General features: G+C 76.7%; 14 protein-coding genes. 10 read left to right on the forward strand and 4 right to left on the reverse strand.

The window, feature by feature from the left end; translation table 11 throughout:
• Positions 1–144: 144 nt before the first annotated feature.
• The 3 genes from ACI8AX_RS08255 to ACI8AX_RS08265 all read left to right on the forward strand — a co-directional run bounded on the left by ACI8AX_RS08255 (position 145) and on the right by ACI8AX_RS08265 (position 3,109).
• Positions 145–780, forward strand: coding sequence for a TetR/AcrR family transcriptional regulator (locus ACI8AX_RS08255; RefSeq protein ID WP_456549315.1), 636 nt, complete (start codon positions 145–147; stop codon positions 778–780).
• Positions 781–862: 82 nt separating this feature from the next.
• Complete coding sequence (locus tag ACI8AX_RS08260) at positions 863–2,431, forward strand: MDR family MFS transporter (protein ID WP_456549316.1); 1,569 nt, start codon at positions 863–865, stop codon at positions 2,429–2,431.
• Between the two features lie 60 nt (positions 2,432–2,491).
• Positions 2,492–3,109, forward strand: coding sequence for a GDSL-type esterase/lipase family protein (locus ACI8AX_RS08265; protein WP_456549317.1), 618 nt, complete (start codon positions 2,492–2,494; stop codon positions 3,107–3,109).
• Positions 3,110–3,116: 7 nt separating this feature from the next.
• Here the strand turns inward: ACI8AX_RS08265 and ACI8AX_RS08270 are convergent, their stop codons facing one another.
• Both ACI8AX_RS08270 and ACI8AX_RS08275 read right to left on the reverse strand, forming a co-directional pair.
• A complete protein-coding gene (locus ACI8AX_RS08270; protein ID WP_456549318.1) occupies positions 3,117–4,409 on the reverse strand; it encodes a hydroxyacid-oxoacid transhydrogenase in 1,293 nt (430 codons plus the stop codon).
• 60 nt (positions 4,410–4,469) lie between these two features.
• Positions 4,470–4,871 (reverse strand): cupin domain-containing protein, encoded by a 402-nt coding sequence (locus tag ACI8AX_RS08275; RefSeq protein ID WP_456549319.1) that lies wholly within the window; start codon positions 4,869–4,871, stop codon positions 4,470–4,472.
• A gap of 251 nt (positions 4,872–5,122) precedes the next feature.
• Between ACI8AX_RS08275 and ACI8AX_RS08280 the strand changes: the two genes are divergently transcribed.
• Positions 5,123–5,854, forward strand: a complete 732-nt coding sequence (locus ACI8AX_RS08280; RefSeq protein ID WP_456549320.1) for a class I SAM-dependent methyltransferase — start codon at positions 5,123–5,125, stop codon at positions 5,852–5,854.
• A 90-nt stretch (positions 5,855–5,944) separates the two neighbouring features.
• On the opposite strand, the gene ACI8AX_RS08285 is transcribed toward ACI8AX_RS08280, so the two are convergent.
• A complete protein-coding gene (locus ACI8AX_RS08285) occupies positions 5,945–7,192 on the reverse strand; it encodes a lipopolysaccharide biosynthesis protein (RefSeq protein ID WP_456549321.1) in 1,248 nt (415 codons plus the stop codon).
• A 67-nt stretch (positions 7,193–7,259) separates the two neighbouring features.
• Positions 7,260–8,618, reverse strand: coding sequence for a glycosyltransferase family 4 protein (locus ACI8AX_RS08290; RefSeq protein ID WP_456549322.1), 1,359 nt, complete (start codon positions 8,616–8,618; stop codon positions 7,260–7,262).
• Between the two features lie 74 nt (positions 8,619–8,692).
• Between ACI8AX_RS08290 and ACI8AX_RS08295 the strand changes: the two genes are divergently transcribed.
• The 6 genes from ACI8AX_RS08295 to ACI8AX_RS08320 all read left to right on the forward strand — a co-directional run bounded on the left by ACI8AX_RS08295 (position 8,693) and on the right by ACI8AX_RS08320 (position 19,003).
• The gene (locus ACI8AX_RS08295) at positions 8,693–9,421 is read left to right on the forward strand and encodes a class I SAM-dependent methyltransferase (RefSeq protein WP_456549323.1); all 729 of its coding nucleotides are present in this window, start codon (positions 8,693–8,695) and stop codon (positions 9,419–9,421) included.
• A 102-nt stretch (positions 9,422–9,523) separates the two neighbouring features.
• Positions 9,524–10,489 (forward strand): DUF3068 domain-containing protein, encoded by a 966-nt coding sequence (locus ACI8AX_RS08300; RefSeq protein WP_456549324.1) that lies wholly within the window; start codon positions 9,524–9,526, stop codon positions 10,487–10,489.
• An 18-nt stretch (positions 10,490–10,507) separates the two neighbouring features.
• Positions 10,508–14,725 carry an alpha-(1->3)-arabinofuranosyltransferase gene (locus ACI8AX_RS08305; RefSeq protein WP_456549325.1) on the forward strand — a complete coding sequence of 1,406 codons (4,218 nt, stop codon included), beginning with the start codon at positions 10,508–10,510 and terminating at the stop codon, positions 14,723–14,725.
• A gap of 17 nt (positions 14,726–14,742) precedes the next feature.
• Positions 14,743–15,996, forward strand: coding sequence for a DUF4185 domain-containing protein (locus ACI8AX_RS08310; protein WP_456549326.1), 1,254 nt, complete (start codon positions 14,743–14,745; stop codon positions 15,994–15,996).
• A gap of 70 nt (positions 15,997–16,066) precedes the next feature.
• The gene (locus ACI8AX_RS08315) at positions 16,067–17,386 is read left to right on the forward strand and encodes an MFS transporter (protein ID WP_456549327.1); all 1,320 of its coding nucleotides are present in this window, start codon (positions 16,067–16,069) and stop codon (positions 17,384–17,386) included.
• Positions 17,387–17,446: 60 nt separating this feature from the next.
• Positions 17,447–19,003 (forward strand): gluconokinase, encoded by a 1,557-nt coding sequence (locus ACI8AX_RS08320; protein WP_456549328.1) that lies wholly within the window; start codon positions 17,447–17,449, stop codon positions 19,001–19,003.
• Positions 19,004–19,009: the final 6 nt, after the last annotated feature.

Here is a 19,009-nt window from a genome sequence, read left to right on the forward strand (position 1 = left end):
CCGGGGGGGGTGGCCGTATGGCCTCACCCCCCACCACCCGCGTCGGGGCGGGGCGGCCCCCCGGCGGGGGGGCCCGGCCGCGTCCGGCGGACGCGACACGCTGCACACTGGGAAACGTTGCAGTGTGTGCAGTGACGTGGTGCCATGGACGGCGTGACGGGGCTGCGCGAGCGCAAGAAGGCCGAGACGCGGGCCGCGCTCGCCGCGGCGACCCTGCGGCTGACCGGCGAGCTGGGCTGGGCGGCCGTCACGGTGGAGCGCATCGCCGCCGAGGCCGACGTCTCCTACCGGACCTTCTTCAACCACTTCGCCTCCAAGGAGGAGGCGCTGCTGCAGCCGCAGGAGGCCGAGCCGGGCCGCTTCGCCCGGCTGCTCGCGGAGCAGGACGCCCGCCTCTCCCCGCTCGAGGCCGCCCGCCGCGTGCTGCGCGCCGAGCTGGCCGAGGCCGCCGTCGACGCGGCCGGGCTGCGGCTGCGGATGGCCGTGGTCGGCACCGACACCGGCCTGCTGGCCCGCGCCGTCGAGACCGCCGCGACCGGCGAGCGGGAGATGACGGCCGCCCTCGCCGCGCGCTGCGGCCAGGACGCCGAGCGCGACCTCTACCCGGCCCTGCTCACCGCGGTCCTCTGCGCCGCCGTCCGGGTCGCCCTGACCCGCTGGGCGGCCGCCGGAGAGGCCCCCGACGAGGCGCCGGCCGGCGCCCACGACCTCCCGGCCCTGCTCGACGAGGCGGTCGACCTGCTCGGCCGCGGCTTCCCGGCACCCGTCCCGCACGGCTGACCCGGCGGGGGAGTGCGGCCGCCGCCGCCCGCCCGTCCCCGCACCACCGCTCACCCCCGAACCGAGGAGTCCCGTGTCCGCGATGGCCGAAGCCGTCCCGACCGATCCGGCGGAGCCGACCGCACCGGCGCCGATGAGCCGCCGCCAGGTGCTGTCGGCGCTGTCGGGCCTGTTCATGGGCATGTTCGTGGCGATCCTGGCCGCCACGATCGTGTCCAACGCCCTGCCGACGATCATCGCCGAGCTGCGCGGCAGCCAGTCGGTCTACACCTGGATCGTCACCTCCGAGCTGCTGGCGATGACCGTGTCGGTGCCGCTGTGGGGCAAGCTCGCCGACCTGGTCAGCCAGAAGCTGCTGATCCAGCTGGCCCTCACCTTCTTCGTGGCCGGCTCGCTTCTGGCCGGGCTGTCGCAGGACGTCGGCACGCTCATCGCCGCCCGGGCGCTGCAGGGGCTCGGCGCCGGCGGCCTCACCGCGCTCGTGCAGATCGTGATGGCGGCGATGATCCCGCCGCGGGAGCTCGGCCGGTACGCGGGCGTCTTCGGCGCCATCTTCGCCGTCGGCACCGTCGCCGGCCCGCTGATCGGCGGCGTCCTCGTCGACACCTCGTGGCTGGGGTGGCGCTGGTGCTTCCTGCTCGGCGTCCCCTTCACGCTCGTCGCCATGGTGCTCATCCAGCGCACGATGCACCTGCCCGCCGTTCCCCGGCGCCGCGTGCACGTCGACTGGCCCGGCGCCCTGCTGCTGACCGCCGGCATCAGCACCCTGCTGATCTGGGTGACGCTGGCCGGCGACCGCTTCGACTGGCTGTCCGGCCCGACCGCGCTCATGGTCGGCGCCAGCGTCGTCCTCCTGGCCCTCGCGGTCGTGGTCGAGGCCCGGTCGCCGGAGCCGGTCATCCCGCTGGGGCTGTTCCGCAACCGGACGGTGACGCTCTCCGTCGTCGCCAGTGCCCTGGTGGGCATCGCCATGTTCGGCGGCACCGTCTTCCTGTCGCAGTACTTCCAGGTGGCGCTGGGCTACTCGCCGACCAAGGCCGGGCTCGTGTCCCTGCCGCTGGTCGCCGGGCTGCTCGTCTCCTCGACCGTCGCCGGGGCGCTCATCACCCGGACGGGCCGCTGGAAGGGCCACCTCGTCGCCGGCGGCGTGCTGATGACCGTGGGCTTCGGGCTGCTGGCGACCATCGACGCCGGCACGCCCATGGTGCTGCTGGGCCTGTACATGGTCGTGCTCGGCACCGGCGTGGGACTGCTCATGCAGAACCTCGTCCTCGCCGCCCAGAACGACGTCCCCGCCGCGGAGTTGGGCACCACCACCTCGGCGGTGTCGTTCTTCCGCAGCCTCGGCGGCACCGTCGGGGTCAGCGTGCTCGGCGCCGTCCTGGCGGCACGGGTGGCCGACGGCCTCGGCACGCCGGCCGGCGGCGGGCACGCCGAGGCCGCGGCGCCGGACCTGTCCGCGCTGCCGCCCGAGGCGGTCGCGCTGATCCAGGACACCTATGCCGACGCGACGGCGGAGCTGTTCCTCATCGCCACGCCGCTGTCGCTGCTCGCGCTGGTGGTCGTCCTGTTCATCCAGGAGAAGGCGCTCAAGACGACGACGGGCGCCGAGCGCCTGGCCGAGGAGCGGCGGGCCCCGGCCCTGCACTGAGGTGCGCAGATCACGCCGGCCGGCGGGCACAGCGCCCCGCCGGCCGGCGTTGTCGCTGACGTGACGCGCTCCCCCCTCCGGCTCGCCGTCCTGGGCGACTCCATCGCCTTCGGCACCGGCGCCACCCGCCCCCAGGACACCCTGGGCCGTCGCCTGGCCGACGCGCTGCGCGCCGACGGCTCCGACGTCGAGCTCACCGTGCTGGCCGTGCCGGGCGCGGTCTCGGCCGACCTGGCCGCCCAGGTGCGGCGCGCCGTCCCCGCCCCGGACCTGGCGGTCGTCGTGGTCGGCGCCAACGACCTCGCCCGGCTGGTGCCGACCGAGCGGTCGGCCGCCGCGCTGGGCGACGCCGTCCGCGCGCTGCGGGCGGCCGGCGCCGACGTGGTCGTGGTCCCGGCGCCCGACATGTCGAGCATCCCCTTCGTGCCGCCGGCGTTCCGCCCGGTCGTCCGGGCGGCCTCGGCCGTGCTGCAGCGCCGGCAGGAGGAGGTGGCCGCGGCCGCCGGGGCGCGGGTCGCCTCCGTGGCCGCCCACGTGGGCCGCTCCTTCGAGACCGACCCGGCGATGTTCGCCGGCGACCGCTTCCACCCCTCCTCGGCCGGCTACGCCGCCATCGCCGCGGCGCTCACCCCGTTCGTCCTCCGGGCCGCCCGGGAGCGGCGCGACGCCGCCGCCTGAACCGGCGTCACCACAGGGACACCGACCGCCGGAAGATGCCGGCGAGGTCGTCCTCGGTCACCGGCTTCGGGCAGGTGGCCAGCAGCCGCTGCTGCTTCATCGACCCCTCGACGAGGTCCGGGACGTCGTCCTCGCCGTAGCCGACGGCGCCGATGCCGGCCGGGATGTCGATGTCGCGCATCAGCCGCACCAGCGCCCGGGGCAGGACCTCGGCCGGCTCGCCACCGTGGTCCCCACGGGGGTCCAGCAGCTCGGCGGCGCGCAGGTGCCGCTCGGGCGCGGCGTCGAAGGTGAAGCGGAAGGCCTCCGGCGCGGTCAGGGAGACCGACATCCCGTGCGGGACCATCGGCTCGTCGGCCGGGTAGTCCTTCGGGTGGAAGTCCCGCACCCGCCCGGCGATCGGGTAGGCGTTGGCGTGCGGGACGTGCACACCGGCGTTGCCGAAGCCCAGCCCGGCGAAGGTGGCGGCCATGGCCATGTCCGCGCGGGCGGCGTCGTCGTCCCCGTCGCGGACCGCGCGCCGGAACGACGTCGCCAGCAGCGACAGCGCCTTCTCCGACCACATGTCGGCGATCGGGTTGGCCCCGCAGTAGGGCACCCGCTGCTCGGGCCGCTTGCGCTCGAAGGTGTCGTAGGGCCGGGCCGTGTAGCTCTCCAGCGCGTGGCAGAGGATGTCCATGCCCGAGGAGGCGGTGACCCCCGAGGGCTGGGTCCGGGTGAGGGCCGGGTCGATCACGGCCAGCGTGGGCCGCAGCCGCGGGTGGCTGATGCCGGTCTTCACCTTCAGCGCCAGCACGTCGAGCACGCAGATGGTCGTGCTCTCCGAGCCGGTGCCCGTGGTCGTGGGGACGGCGACGAGCGGCTTGAGCGGGTTGACCGGCGCGCGGCCGCCGCCGACCGGGGCGTTGACGTAGTCCATGAGCTCACCGGGGTTGGTGGTGAGCAGGTCGACGGCCTTGGCGGTGTCGATGCTGGACCCGCCGCCGACGGCGACGAAGGCGTCCCAGGGGCCGCCGGCCCGGGCGGACTCGACGGCCGCGGCGAGGCTCTCGTCGGTCGGCTCGACGTGGACGCCGTCGAAGACGTGCGCCTCGATGCCGAAGCGGGCCATCTGGTCGGCGACCCGCTGCGGCGAGCCGGTGGCGGCGACGCCGGGGTCGGTGATGACGAGGACGCGGCGGGCGCCGGTCTGGCTGAGGTCGTAGCCGACCTCGTCGGCGGCGCCCGCGCCGAACTTCAGCTGGGGGGCGCCGTAGGTGAACACGCTCTCGGGGCTCGCGGGCGCCGTGATCGAGGTCATGCCCGATCCTGGCGCGCCGGGGCGGGCGGGGCCACCCACGCGGGCGGCCCCGCCCCCTGCTCAGCCGGACGTCGGCGGCTCGTCCTTGCCGGCCTCCTCCAGCTCGTCGGCCTCCTCCTTGGTCTTGTGCACCGCACCGTCGGCGTGCTCCGGCGGGCCGTAGACCGTGTAGAGGACCAGCGGGTTGGGGCCGGTGTTGACGAAGTTGTGCTTCGTCCCGGCCGGGACGACGACCAGGTCGCCCTGCGCCACCTTCTTGGTGGACCCGCCGACGCGGGCCTCGCCGGTGCCGCTGACGAAGGTGAGGATCTGGTCGATCCCCTCGTGGACCTCCTCGCCGATCTCGCCGTCCGGCGGGATGGTCATGATCACCAGCTGGGTCTTCTCGCCGGTCCACAGGACCCGGCGGAAGTCGGCGTACTTCTCGGCCTCGGTGGCGATGGTGTAGTGGATGACGGCCATCGACGGCTCCTCTCTCCTCGGGTGGTCTCGTGGCCGCCCGGGACTCCGGCCCGGACGGCGAACGCCCTGCTCCTGCCCGGTACGGCCGCCCGTTACTCGTCGGCCCGCCGGCGTCCCCCGGCGGTGGGCGAGCGGTCCCGGGCGGGCCGGTGCCTCACCACCTCGGGTGGGTCGGCCGGGCACGGGGCCGCGGCGGGCCCGGCGACGGGTAGCGTCTGCGCGGTTGTGACCCGCAGGTGATGGGAGTGTTGGTGCAGGAGTCTCCGTCGACGTCCTCCTCGGAGGACCGCTTCCCCGAGGTCTGGGCCCTCGCCGACCGCATCCCCGGATGGCTGTCCCGGGACCAGGCCGCCCTGCTCGACGAACAGGCCCGGGCCCTGCCCGCCGGCGCCCACGCGCTGGAGATCGGCTCCCACCAGGGCCGCTCCACCGTCGTGCTCGGCACCGTGCTGCAGGGCAAGGGGGGCCGGCTCTACGCCGTGGACCCCTTCATCGACGGCAAGCTTTTCGGTGGCCGCAAGACCCGGGACTCCTTCGAGCGCAACGTCGCCGAGGCCGGGGTCGCCGACACCGTGGAGCTGGTCTGCGACTACTCCACGGAGATCCGCGGGTCCTGGGAGAAGCCGTTCCAGCTGCTGTACATCGACGGCAAGCACGACTACTGGACGTTCTCCGACGACCTCAAGTGGCGCGTGCACCTGCCCGACGGCGCCGCCGTCCTGGTGCACGACTGCTTCTCCTCGATCGGCGTGACCCTGGGCGTGCTGGCGCACGTCCTGTTCGCCGGGGACCTCCGCTACGAGCGGCGGGCCGGCTCGCTGGCGCTGTTCCGCGTCGGCCGGCCGACCCTGCGCGACCGGGTGCGGATCCTGGGCGAGATGCCGTGGTGGATCCGCAACGTCTTCATCAAGGTCCTGCTGCGGCTGCGGTTGCGGCCGGTGGCGCGGCTGTTCGGGCACGACTCGCCGTACGACCCGTACTGACCCGCGAGGGGCCCCGCACCACGACACCGCCGCGGCGGGCCGGCTGTCCGGCCCGCCGCGGCGGCGTTCGCGCGCGCGTGGTCGCGGGGGTCAGGCGGGGACGGCGGTGTGGGAGCGCCACAGCCGCACGAGGCCGGTGGCGACGAGCAGGACGCTGGCCGCCAGGGCCGTGCCCGCCACGCTCAGCACCGACAGCCGGTCGGCGGCCACGAGCAGCTCCACCGTGACGGCCTCGAGCACGACCGCGCCCCAGACGGCGACGGCGGCCACCCGGTCGGCCGCGGCGATCCCGGAGTAGAGCAGCAGCTGGGCCAGCGCCAGCAGGGTGCCCAGCAGGGCGAAGACCCACGTCCAGCCGCCGAGCGCGGCTCCGTAGTCGGCGCCGCCCACCAGCGGGAGGGCGCGGGCGCCGAGCACCGCGGTCGCGGCCGTGAGCACCAGACCGGTGCCGGAGACCAGCACCACGGCCGCGGGCAGCAGCCGGCGGCGTCCGCCGGCGCTGGCCAGACGGGGCAGCAGCACCACGCTCACGCCCTGGGGCAGCCAGAAGGCCACCTTCGCGAAGATCGAGGCCACGGCGTACTCGCCGGCGAGCTCGCCGGGGAGGTGGTGGCGGGCCAGCAGCACGTCCAGGTTCACCAGCAGCACCAGGCCGAGGAGCGCGCCCGCCGCCCGCGCCGCCGCGAGCACGTGCGGTCGCGCGCCGCGGGCGACGCCGGGACGCCCGGTGACGACCCAGCCCAGCAGCGCGCTCGCGGTGCAGCCCAGCGCCATCCCGACGAGCGCGGCCTCGGGGGTGCCGCCGACCAGCAGGCCGGTGATCCCGCCGCCGGTCTTGGCGACCCCGAACAGGCCCGTGACGACGGCCAGCCGCCCGTACCGGCCCGAGCCCTGCAGCAACCCGTCGTAGCCGCCGATCATCGTGTGCGGCACCAGGACGGCGACCAGCCACAGCACGGTCGAGGGGCTCTCCAGGTGCAGCAGCGACACCAGCGGGCCGACGGCGAGCAGCCCGACGACGCCGACCGACACGGCGCCGGCCAGCATCGCGGCGTGCAGCCGGGCGGTGACCAGCCGCGGGTCGTCCGGGCGCGAGCCCAGCGTGAGCGCGGCCGCCGTCTGCAGGCCGGTCATCGGGACCACGCCGATGAACATGACGCCGAGCAGGGCGGCGAGCTCGCCGTAGGCCTCGGGGGCGAGCAGCCGGGCGGCGACGACGGTGAAGACGTAGGCGAGCCCGTTCACGCCCAGCAGCGCCAGCGACACCAGGGCCGCGGGCACGGCGGCCTGGCGCCGGACCCGGGGGATCCCGGGGACCGTCGCCGGGGCGGCCGTCATCCCGGCGCCCCGCGCCGCGCCGGCCGGCCGGCCGACGGCGCTGGGCCCCCCGGCCGGGCGCCCCGGGTCACGCCGTCCCCGCCCGGGTGACCGGCGCGCCGTCTACCCTGCCGTCCGTGCCCCGTCCCGGCGTCCGCAGGCCGTGCCCGCGGTGAAGAAGCAGCTCGTGGCCCTCCTCCTGGCTCTGGCCGCCGGTGCCGCCGTGGGCGCGGGCGCCGTCGCCGCCGTCGCCGCGCACGACCCCGACCGCGACGCGGTCGAGCGCGCTCGCCAGGTCCCCGAGAGCGAGCTCGGGGTGGGCGCCGGTCGCGGCTGACTCGCGGACCGAGCGGGCCAGGACGCCGGCGAAGTTCCGGACGGTCTCCGGCCACTCCAGCGATGCCGCGTGGCGGACGGCCGCGGCACCCATGGCCTCGCGCTCGGCGTCGTCGGCCAGCAGGCGCGCGGTGGCGGCGGTCATCTCGTCCAGGTCGTCGACGAGCACGCCGCTGACGCCGTCGACCACCGACTCGCGCAGGCCGCCGGCCGAGCGGTAGCCGACGGTCGGGACGCCGTGGCCACCGGCCTCGTTGACGACGAGTCCCCAGCCCTCCTTGATCGAGGGGCACAGGTGCACCCAGCCCGCGGCGAGCAGCTCGTGCTTGGCCTGCTCGTCGACGAAGCCGGCGAAGGTCACCCGGTCGGCGACGCCCAGCCGCTCGGCCTCGGCGCGCAGCTGGTCCTCCCACCAGCCGTCGCCGATGACGGTCAGGGTCATGTCCGGCCAGCGGTCGCTGAGCCGCGCCAGGACCTCGAGGGCGTGCTCCACGCGCTTGTGCGGCACCAGCCGGCCCAGCGCGACGAGGTGCGGGGTGGGGGAGCGCCGCGTGGTCACGGCAGGGAACGGCTCGATGCCCACCGGGACGACGGTCACGCGCGCGGGGTCGATGCCCAGACCCGCCATCTCGCCGCGGGTGGCCTCGGAGATGGTCACGTAGCGGCACCGGCGGTAGATGCGCGGGGCCACCCGCGACTCCAGCCACCAGCCGACCCGGCCCATCACCTTGCCGAAGACGATCGGCCACTGCTCCTTGTGCACGTGGTAGACGACCGCGGTGACCGGCCGGCCGCGGCGCACCAGGGTGCTGCTGAACGGGATGCCGTTCTGGACGTCGACCACCAGGCGGGGGCGGGTGCGCCGGACGAAGGCCAGCGCGCGGGGGTAGACACCGAGCCGGCTGCCGCGCCGCACGATGCGGACGCCGTTGACGACCTCCTCGGCGGGCGCCCGGTCGTGCGCGGCGCAGAAGAGGGTGACACGCAGGCCGGCGGCCGCCAGCCCCTCGGCGACCTGGTGCACGTACCGTTCGGACCCGCCGCCCTCCGGGTGGCTCAGGTCGCGCCAGTTCACGAAGAGGACGTCGGTGTCCGCGGGTCGGTCGAGCACCTGAGGCACGTTAATGCACGTGACACAGTCCATCTAACTCTCGAACACCCTGCTACCCCGAACGGAGTGCCCGCATGGATCGATCGGCCACCCTCTCGCGGTCGGTCACACTCTTCCGGGCGTTCCGGCGCGAGCAGACCGACCCGGACGGGTTCTACGGCGTCCTCGCGGCCGACTCCGTCGCCCAGCTCTCCCGCTGGGCCGCCCTGGAGGGGGCCACGGTGCTCGACGTCGGGGGCGGAGCGGGGTACTTCGCGGACGCCTTCCGCGGTGCCGGGGCGACCTACGTGGGCCTGGAGCCCGACGCCGGCGAGATGGCCGCGCGGGGGGAGCCCGAGCCCGGGACGCTGCGCGCCAGCGGCGAGGAGCTGCCGATCCGCACCGGCGCCGTCGACGTCTGCTACTCGTCGAACGTCCTCGAGCACGTCCGCCGGCCGTGGGTGATGGCCGACGAGATGGTGCGCGTCACCCGCCCGGGGGGCACGGTCTTCCTCTCCTACACGCCCTGGCTGTCGCCGTGGGGCGGGCACGAGACCTCGCCGTGGCACTACCTCGGCGGGCACCGTGCGCGCCGCCGGTACCGCCGGCGGACCGGTGCCGAGCCGAAGAACCGGTACGGGGAGTCGCTGTTCGCCGTCTCGGCCGGCGGGGCGGTGCGGTGGGCGCGCGCGTGCGCCGACGCCGACCTGCTCGCGGTCTTCCCGCGCTACCACCCGTGGTGGGCCGCCTGGGTGGCGCGGGTGCCGGGGCTGCGCGAGGTCGTCTCCTGGAACGTCGTCCTGGTGCTGCGCAAGCGCGGCTGAGCCCGGCGGCTCGTCGGCGGCTCGTCGGCGGCCGCACCCGGTTACCGGGCGGTACTGTGGCGTGGTTCCAGCGGAGGCGGGCACGGCGGCGAGAGGACCTGCATGGGGGCACGTGTCGTCGGGCTGACACTCGTCGGTCTCGGGGGCTGCGCCCTGGCGGTCGCGGTGCTGGTGGGCACGTGGCTGGCGGCCGCCCCGACGGAGCTCGCCCTGGACGAGTCGCACCGCACCGTCGCCGCCGGCGAGGTCACGTACCTGGACCCGGCCTCGCTGACCGTCCGGACGGGCGACGAGGTGACCGTGTCGGTCCGCGTGCGGGGTGACGCGGCCTCCGGGGACGCCGACGGCGACACCGCGGTCTGGGCCACCGAGTCCAGCACCGCCGACGCCGACGGCACGCTGGTCGCCACGACGACGACCGTGGCCTGCCTGGACCGCCGCACCGCCGAGGCGCAGGCGTGCGCCGCCGCGTCCGTCGACGGCGAGCCGGCGCAGCTGGGCGGCCTGGTGCTGGCCTTCCCCCCGGACACCCCCGCCCGGGACCTCGACGTCTGGGACGGCACGACCGGCCAGGCGCTGCCCGCCCGGTACGCGGGCACCGAGGAGTTCCGCGGGCTGGAGGTCCTCCGGTTCGAGCAGGAGGTCCCCGAGCAGGTCGTCGGGACCGCGACCGTGCCGCGCACGCTGGCCGGCGGCGGTGCCGGCACCGTGTCCGCGGACGTGGTGCACCGCAACAGCCGCACGCTGCTCGTCGAGCCGGTCAGCGGCGTGGTCGTGCGCACCGAGGAGAGCCCGGTGACGGTGCTCCGCGGGCCGGACGGCACGCCCGGGGCCGTGCTGCTGTCCGGGACGCTCACCACGACGGAGGAGTCGGCCGGCGACGCCGTGGACCGGGCGCAGGAGGTCCTCGACCAGCAGCAGCTCACCGGCACCGTCCTGCCCTGGACGCTCGGCGGCGCCGGCGTCGTCCTGACCGCCCTGGGCGTGCTGCTGGTCGCCCGCAGCCGCCCGGCGGCCGCTCCCCAGGTGGAGGACGAGCCCGCCCGGGTCCCCGTCCCCACCGCCTGAGCGGCGGGTCGGTCCCCCATGGCGACGATGGTCACCGGCCCGCCCGCGGGTCCCGCGGCGGCGGACGCCCCGCCCCCGGCGCGGTCCCGCGTCCCGCTGCGGACGACGGCCGGCCGGCTGCTGTCCCGGTGGCGCTCGCCGCTGGTCTGCCTCGGCTTCGTCGTCCTCGCGCTGCTGCAGGCGCCGGGACGGGTCGTCGGCGACACCAAGCTCGACCTCGCCGTCGACCCGCTGGGCTTCCTGGGCCGGGCGCTGACCCTCTGGGAGCCGCTCGGCTCGGCCGGGCAGGTGCAGAACCAGGCCTACGGCTACTTCTTCCCGATGGGCCCGTTCTTCGCCCTCGGCGACCTGGCCGGGCTGCCGGCGTGGGTGGTGCAGCGGCTGTGGTGGGCGGCGCTGATGAGCGTCGCCTTCCTCGGCGTCGTCGCCCTCGCCCGCCGGCTCGGGATCGGCACGCCCGGGACGGCGCTGGTCGCCGGGATCGCCTACGCCCTGGCGCCGCGCATGCTCACCGCGATGGGGGAGACCTCGGTCGAGCTCGTCCCGATGGCGCTGGCGCCGTGGGTGCTGGTGCCGCTGGCCGGCGCGGCGCGGTCGGGCCGCGTGCGCCGGGCCGCGGCGCTGTCCGGTCTGGCGGTCTTCTGCGTCGGCGGGGTCAACGCCGTCGCCACCGCCGCCGTCCTCCCGCTGGCCGCGCTGTTCCTGCTCACCCGGCCGGCCGGGCCGCTGCGCCGCCGGCTGGTCCTGTGGTGGGGGGTGGCGGTCGCCCTGGCCTCGGCGTGGTGGCTGGGCCCGCTCGTGCTGCTCGGGCAGTACAGCCCGCCGTTCCTGTACTACATCGAGAACGCGCAGGCCACGACGGGGCCGACCGACGTGCTCAGCGTGCTGCGCGGCACCTCGCACTGGATCGCGGAGATGGCCAGCCCCGCCGGCCCCGAGTGGCCCGCCGGGTGGGCGCTGGTCCACGAGGTGCTGCCCGTGGCCGGCACCGTCGTCCTCGCGGCCGCCGGGCTGGCGGCGCTGTGCTCCCGGACCCTGCCCGAGCGCCGCTGGCTGGCCCTGGGCGTGCTGGCCGGCGTCGGCCTCGTGTCGCTCGGGCACCTGGCCGCCGTCGACGGGCTGTGGGCCGGACCGCTGCACGACGCGCTCGACGGCGCGCTCGCGCCCCTGCGGAACCTGCACAAGTTCGACCCGGTGCTGCGGCTGCCCCTGGCGCTGGGGCTCGCGCACCTGGGCGCGGTGCTGCTCCGGGCCGCGCGCCGCCACGACGGCGCCCCGGCGCCCCGGCCGCGCGGGTCGCGGCTGGTCCGGGGCGGTTCGCGGGCCGTCCTCGCCGCCGTCGTCCTCGCGCTGGTCGCGACCGTCTCCCCGGCGCTGGCCGGCCGGCTGGCGCCGCCGGACGGGTTCGCCGAGGTGCCCTCGTGGTGGCGGGAGACCGCCGACTTCCTCGCCGCCGAGCAGCCGACCGGCCGGGCGCTGCTGGTGCCCGGCTCGTCCTTCGGCACCTACCAGTGGGGCGGGGCGAACGACGAGGTCTTCCAGCCGCTGGCGGAGTCGGCCTGGGACGTGCGCAGCTCCATCCCGCTCAGCCCCGAGGGCCACATCCGGGTGCTCGACGCGATCGAGGAGCGGCTGACCCTGGGGGAGGGCTCGGCCGGGCTGACCCGCTTCCTCGCCCGGGCCGGCATCTCCCACCTCGTGCTGCGCAACGACCTGGACACCGGCGACGCCCGCTCGACCCGCTCCGCGCTGGTGCGCGAGGCGCTCGCCGAGTCCCCGGGCATCACCCGGGTGGCCACCTTCGGGCCGGTGGGCACCGCGGCCGACGTGGGCGACGGGCTGGTCTACGACGCCGGCCTGGACGAGCCGGCGCCGGCGATCGAGGTCTACTCCGTCGAGGACCCGGCGCCGCGGGCCTGGACCGCTCCGCTGTCGGAGGCGGTGACGGTCCTCGGCGGCCCCGAGGCCGTGCTCTCGCTGGAGGACCGCGACCTGGTCACCGGCCGCCCGACGGTCATGGCCGGCGGGGACGTGACCGCCGGCCCGCCGATGGTCACCGACGCCCTGGTGCGCCGGGAGCGCACCTTCGGCCGGCTGGACGGCGCCACCTCCGGCGGTCTGACCGCCGACGACCCGCTGCGGCTCGACGCCCCGGTGCGCGACTACGTGGTGCCCGACGCCGCCTCGGCCGAGAGCGTCGTCACCTACGTCGGCGGCACCCCGACGGCGTCGAGCTCGGCGTCGGACCCCGACGGCTTCGTGGCCACCCGCATGGACACCCAGCCCTGGTCGGCGGTGGACGGCGACCCGACGACCGCCTGGCGGCCCGCGCCGTGGGACGAGTCCGGAGAGGCCCCGTGGTGGCGGCTGACCACCGAACGCCGGTTCGCGGCGAGCACCGTCGTCGTCTCCCTCGGCGTGGAGCCGGGCGTGGCCCGGCCCGCCGAGCTGCGGCTGACCACCGACGCCGGCTCGGTCACCGTGCCGGTCGCCGACACCGGCGAGGAGCAGGTGTTCACCCTGCCCCCGGGCTACACCAGCACGCTCACCATCGCGGCGACCACGGCCGAGGACCCCGAGGCCCTGGCGATCGCCGACGTCCGCATCCCCGGCGTGAGCGTCGCGCGGTCGGTGACCGTGCCCCGCGCCGGCGCCCCGGTGACCGCCTACGCCTTCGACGCCGAGCGCGGCCGCACCGGCTGCGTGACCGACGCCGACGGCGCTCCCCGCTGCGCCGGGGCCCTGGTCACGGGGTCGGAGGAGCCGGTCTTCATGGACCGCTCCTTCACCGTCGAGGCCTGGGCCGACTACGACCTGCGGGCCACCGCGGTGCCCCGGCCGGGCGCGGCGCTCGACGCGCTGCTCACCTCGGTCCGCGGCACCGTGGCGGTGACCGGCAGCAGCTCCGCGGTGGCCGACCCGCGGGGCAGCCCGGTCGCGGCCGTCGACGGCGACCCGGACACCGCGTGGGTGGCCACCGGCGACGACCGGCGGCCCAGCCTCACCCTGACCTTCCCCGAGGTCCGGACCGTCGACTCGCTGCGGGTCGTGTTCACGCCCGGCCTGGCGGCCGCGCGGGCCACCGCGGTCACCCTCGACGACGGCGGCGGGCTCCCCCGCAGCGTGCGGCTGGCCGACGACGGCACCGCCACCTTCGCGCCCGTGGTCACCGACACGCTGACGGTCACCTTCGACCTGCCCGACGAGCTGCGCTCGGTCGACCCCGCCACCCGCTGGCAGCAGGCGCTGGGCGTCGGCGTCAGCGAGCTCGAGGTGGACGGGCCCAACCCGGTCACCGACCCCGGCACGCCGGTCTTCCTGGACTGCGCGAGCCGGCTCGGGCCCACGATCCGGGTCGACGCCGCGGTCATCCAGACCGAGGTCATCACCACCGCCGGCGAGCTGGCGACCGGGCAGCCGATCCGGATCAAGCCGTGCGACGCCATCCCGGCGCTGCGGCTGCCCCCGGGCGAGCACCGGGTCCTGGCGCGCAACAGCGAGAGCCTGGCCGTCGACTCGATCACGCTCACCCGCTTCGGGCGGGCGGTCAAGGAGGGCCCCGGCGAGCGGGAGCCGGCCGAGCTCACCCGCTGGGACGCCGAGCACCGGGTCGTCGAGGTGGCCGAGCGCGACGAGCCGACGCTGCTCGTCGTCCCGGAGAACACCAACCCCGGGTGGACCGCGCGCCTCGACGGCGTGCCCCTGCAGGCCGTGACCGTCGACGGGTGGCAGCAGGGGTACCTGCTGCCGGCCGGCCCGGCGGGCACCGTGCGGCTGGACTACCCGCCCGGGGCCGACTACCGCACGGTGCTGGCCGCCGGCGCCGGGGCGGTGGCCCTGCTGGTCGTCCTCGCGGTGCTGCCCGACCGGCCGCTGCGCGCCGCCGGGCACCGCGGCCGCCGCCGGTCGGCCGTGGCCGCCGTGGCCGCCGCGACGGTCCTCGTCGGCGCCGCCGTCCTCGGCGTGGCCCTGGTCGGCGGGGTCGTCGGGCTGGCCGCCCTGGCGGGGCTGTGGGTGCTCGGCCAGTGCGCCGGCCGGGCGCGCCCGGCGGTGCTGGGCGCGGTCGCCGCGGGCTCGCTGCTGGTCGCCGGCGGGATGCTGCTCGCCGACCCCGACGGGACGGCGACCGCCCAGCAGGTCGCGGCCCTGGTCGCCCTGACCGCGGTGCTGGCCGCCGTGCTCCCGGCGGTGCGCCTGCCCCGGCGGGCGGCCGGCGCCGCCGGCGGGGCGCCGTGATCGGGCACCATGGGGCCGTGTCCCGCCGCCGTGCCCTCCTCCTGCCCGTGGTCGGGCTGCTGCTGGCCGGGTGCCTGCGGCTGGAGGCGCCCTCGGCCGAGGAGGCCGGCGGGCCGGCCGAGCCGCCGCTGCTCGAGGTGACCCCCGGGGAGGACGCCGCCACGGCGACGCTGGAGCCGGGGTGCCCCCCGCCGGTGCCGGGGGAGACGTTCACCGCCGACGACTGGAACGAGGCGTTCGAGGAGCTGGACCTGCCCTACTGGCAGTCGGCCGACCTCGGCGCCAGCGCGGTGCTCGGCGACGGCCGGGTGGTGTGGCTGTGGGGCGACACGATCCGCGAGGAGGAGGTCCTGCCCGAGCTGCCGCGGATGGTCGACAACTCGATGCTGGTCACCTCGGGCACCTGCATCTCGCAGGTCACGACCGAGGCGCGCGGGCCGATCCTGCCGCTGGACCCGAACGGGCTGACCGTCTGGCCGATGTCGGTGCTGCGGCTGGACCCGCGCCCGCAGGACGCGGCCGACGTCACCGACGTCGTCGTCGTCTTCTGCTCCCGCGTGCAGCGCGGCGACCGGATGTGGGACTTCGTCGTCCGCGGGACCACGGTGTCGGTGTTCACCGTCGGCGCCGACGGCGTCCCGCGGCTGACCGAGGCGGCGCAGCTGACCCCGGACACCCCGGACCTGAGCTCCATCCACTGGGGTGCGGCCTCGGTCCTCGACGGGGACTGGATCTACCTGTACGGCACCCGCAACACCGGGGAGGCCTACACCTACGGGCACGAGCTGTTCGTCTCGCGCATCCCGACCGAGCAGTTCACCGACGGCTCGGCGATCGAGTACTGGGACGGCGGCAGCTGGCAGACCGACCCCTCGCTGTCCGCGCCGATCGTGGGCGCGCTCGAGGGCGTCTCCCAGACCCTGTCGGTCGACCTCGTCGACGGGAAGTGGGTCGCCTACTCCAAGCTCGGCGGGGACATCGAGGACGTCGCGGCCCTCTGGGTCTCCGACCTGCCCGCCGGCCCGTTCACCGTGCAGCCGGTGCTGTCCTCGCCGGGCGGGCTGCCCTCCGCCGGCCAGGCCCCGGACGACGACGAGGTCGGGTACCTGCAGTACACGCCGCTCGCGCACCCGGACCTCCCCACCGAGCCCGGCCGGATGCTCGTCTCGGTCTCCCGCAACGTGACCGACTACGAGCTGCTGCTCGACACGCCGCAGGTCGGGCGGCCGCTGTTCGCCGAGGTGCCGCGCCCGGGCTCCGCGCAGCCCTGACCGGCCCGCCCGTGGGCGGGGTCACCGCCGGACCGGGAAGATCGGCGGGGTGCGCAGCGTCCCAGGAGGGGTGACCCCTCCGCCGGCCGTGCGCGCCTACGCCGTCTGGCTGGTGGCCCTGGCCGCGTACGTGGTCGCCGTCTTCCACCGGGCCTCGCTGGGCGTCGCCGGTCCCGAGGCCCAGGAGCGGTTCTCCGCCGGCGCCTCGGCGGTCTCGCTGTTCCTCGTGCTCCAGCTGGCGGTGTACGCCGGCATGCAGGTGCCCGTCGGGATCGCCCTGGACCGGTTCGGCTCCCGGCGGCTCGTGGTCGCCGGCGGGGTGACGATGGCCGCCGGGCAGCTGCTGCTCGCCGTCGCCACCGACGTGCCCACCGCCGTCGCCGCGCGCGTCCTCGTCGGCGCCGGCGACGCGATGACGTTCATCAGCGTGCTGCGGGTGGTCGGCGCGTGGTTCCCCGGGCCCACCGTCCCGGTGATCACCCAGCTCACCGGCATCCTCGGCCAGCTGGGCCAGGTCGCGGCCGCCGCACCGCTGGTCGCGCTGCTGCACGGCATCGGCTGGCGGGACACCTTCCTCGGCGCGGCCGCCGTCGGGGTGCTCGTGGCGGTGCTGGTCCTGGCGACGCTGCGCGACGTGCCTCCGGGCGCCGCCCGCCCCACGCCGCCGGACCTGGCCGCCGTCCGGGAGGGGCTGGCCGCCACCTGGCGCGAGTCGGGCACCCGGATCGGGCTGTACACGCACCTGGTCACCCAGTTCTCCGGCACCGTCTTCGCGCTGCTGTGGGGCTACCCGTTCCTCACCCGCGGCCAGGGCCTGGCGCCGGGGACCGCCGCCGCGCTGCTCACCCTCCTCGTGCTGGTCGGGATGGTCGTCGGACCCGTGCTCGGCCGGCTGTGCGGGCGCTGGCCGCTGCGCCGTTCGACGCTGGTGTTCGCGATCCTCGTCGCCACCGTGGCCGCCTGGACCGTCGTCCTGCTGTGGCCCGGCCGGGCGCCGCTGCCGCTGCTGGTCGTCCTCGTCGTCGTCCTCGGCACCAACGGGCCGGGCTCGATGATCGGGTTCGACTTCGCGCGCACCTGGAACCCCGCCGAGCGGCAGGGCAGCGCCAGCGGCGTGGTCAACGTGGGCGGGTTCGTGGCGTCGCTGCTCACGATCCTGGCCATCGGGGCGGTGCTGGACCTGCTGACGCCGGGGAGCTCCGCCGCCTACGACCTCGACGCGTTCCGGGCGGCGTTCGCCGTGCAGTACCTGTTCTGGGCGGTGGGCGCCGTCGGCGTCGCGCGCCACCGCCGGCTGCTGCGCGCGCGGCTGGCCCGCGACGGCGTGGTGCTCGCGCCGTTGCGCGTCGCCGTGGCCGCCAGACTGCGCGGCCGCTCCGCCCCCCGCTGAGCTGCGGTCGCGGAGGTCCTCCCCGCCCAGCATGATCGCGGTGGGGACGGGAGGTCCGGGGTGGACGTGGTGGTCGGGCTGGACGCCGGCACGACGGCGACCAAGGCCGTCACCGCGGGCACCGACGCGCGGGTCCGCGACCTCGTCAGCGTCGCCTACCCGCTGCTCGTGCCGGCGCCCGGCCGGGCCGAGCTCGACGCCGGCCGGCTCGCCGCCGCGGCCGTCGAGGCCCTCGCCGGCGTGGCCGCCGCGGCGCGGGACCGCGGTGACCGGGTCGTCGGGGTCAGCCTGAGCGCGGCCATGCACGGCCTGGTGGCCATGGACGGGGACGGCCGGCCCCAGGGCCCGCTCGTCACCTGGGCCGACGACCGGGCCGCCCGCTGGGCCGCCGCCCTGGTCGCCGACGGCCGGGCAGCCGGGCTCCACGAGCGCACCGGCACGCCCGTGCACCCCATGTCGCCGCTGCTCAAGCTCTCCTGGGAGCGGGCGGAGGACGCCGAGCGGGTCCAGCGGGTGCCGCGGTGGGGTGGGGTCAAGGAGCTCCTGCTCGCCACCCTCACCGGGGGACCGCACACCCTGGACCGCTCGTGCGCCTCGGCGACCGGGCTCTACGACATCCGCGCGCACCGCTGGGACGCCGAGGCGCTGGAGATCGCCGGCGTGCGGGCGGACCAGCTCGGCGAGGTGGTGCCCACGACGACGGTGCTCCCCCGGCTGAGCGCCGAGGCGGCGGAGGCGACCGGGCTGCCCCGGGACACCCCGGTGGTGGTGGGCGCCTCCGACGGCACGCTGGCCAACCTCGGGGTCGGGGCGGTGCGCCCGGACGTCGCCGCGGTGTCGCTGGGCACCAGCGGGGCCCTGCGCGTCGTCGTCCCCGCGCCGACCGTCGACCCCGGCCGCCGGCTGTTCTGCTACGCGCTCACCGACGACGCGTGGGTGGTCGGAGGGCCGGTCAACAACGGCGGATCGGTCGTGCGCTGGGCCGCGCGGGCGCTCGCCGCCGACGGCGGGGACCCCGAGGGGGAGGCGGCCGACGAGCTCGACGCCCGGCTGCTGGCCGAGGCCGCGGACGTGCCGGCGGGCAGCGCCGGGCTGCTGTGCCTGCCCTACCTGCTGGGGGAGCGGGCGCCGTGGTGGCGCTCCGGGCTGCGCGGCGCCTACCTGGGCCTGCGCCGCGAGCACCGCCGCCCGCACCTGGTACGGGCCGCCGTCGAGGGGGTCTGCCAGCAGCTCGCCCTCGTGCGCGACGCGTTCGATGCCGCCGACCTGCCGGTCCGGGAGGTGCGGGCCACCGGCGGCGCCGTCGCCTCGCCGCTGTGGGTGCGCACCCTCGCCGCCGCGCTCGACCTGCCGGTGCGGGTCGCCGACTCACCGGAGGGCACCGGTCTCGGCGCCTGCCTGCTGGGCTGGCACGCCCTCGGTCGGCTGCCGGACCTCGATGCCGCCACCGCCCTGGTCGAGGTGACCGAGCCCGTGCGGCCCGACCCCGAGGACGCCGCGCTCTACCGGAGGCTGCGGCCGCTCGTCGAACGCTCGACGGGCGCCCTCACCGACGTCCTCACCGAGCTCGACACGCTGGACGACACCCCCTCCCACCCCGCCGGTCAGGCGACCTGAGCCGAG

The sequence above is a fragment of the Blastococcus sp. SYSU D00813 genome, from assembly GCF_054050735.1.

Excerpts from the sequence above, each read along its gene's own strand:
- ACI8AX_RS08255 (WP_456549315.1), top strand. The coding sequence starts at position 145 with ATGGACGGCGTGACGGGGCTGCGCGAGCGCAAGAAGGCCGAGACGCGG.
- ACI8AX_RS08260 (WP_456549316.1), top strand. The coding sequence starts at position 863 with ATGGCCGAAGCCGTCCCGACCGATCCGGCGGAGCCGACCGCACCGGCG.
- ACI8AX_RS08270 (WP_456549318.1), bottom strand. The coding sequence starts at position 4,409 with ATGACCTCGATCACGGCGCCCGCGAGCCCCGAGAGCGTGTTCACCTAC.
- ACI8AX_RS08275 (WP_456549319.1), bottom strand. The coding sequence starts at position 4,871 with ATGGCCGTCATCCACTACACCATCGCCACCGAGGCCGAGAAGTACGCC.
- ACI8AX_RS08285 (WP_456549321.1), bottom strand. The coding sequence starts at position 7,192 with ATGACGGCCGCCCCGGCGACGGTCCCCGGGATCCCCCGGGTCCGGCGC.
- ACI8AX_RS08295 (WP_456549323.1), top strand. The coding sequence starts at position 8,693 with ATGGATCGATCGGCCACCCTCTCGCGGTCGGTCACACTCTTCCGGGCG.
- ACI8AX_RS08300 (WP_456549324.1), top strand. The coding sequence starts at position 9,524 with ATGGGGGCACGTGTCGTCGGGCTGACACTCGTCGGTCTCGGGGGCTGC.
- ACI8AX_RS08305 (WP_456549325.1), top strand. The coding sequence starts at position 10,508 with ATGGCGACGATGGTCACCGGCCCGCCCGCGGGTCCCGCGGCGGCGGAC.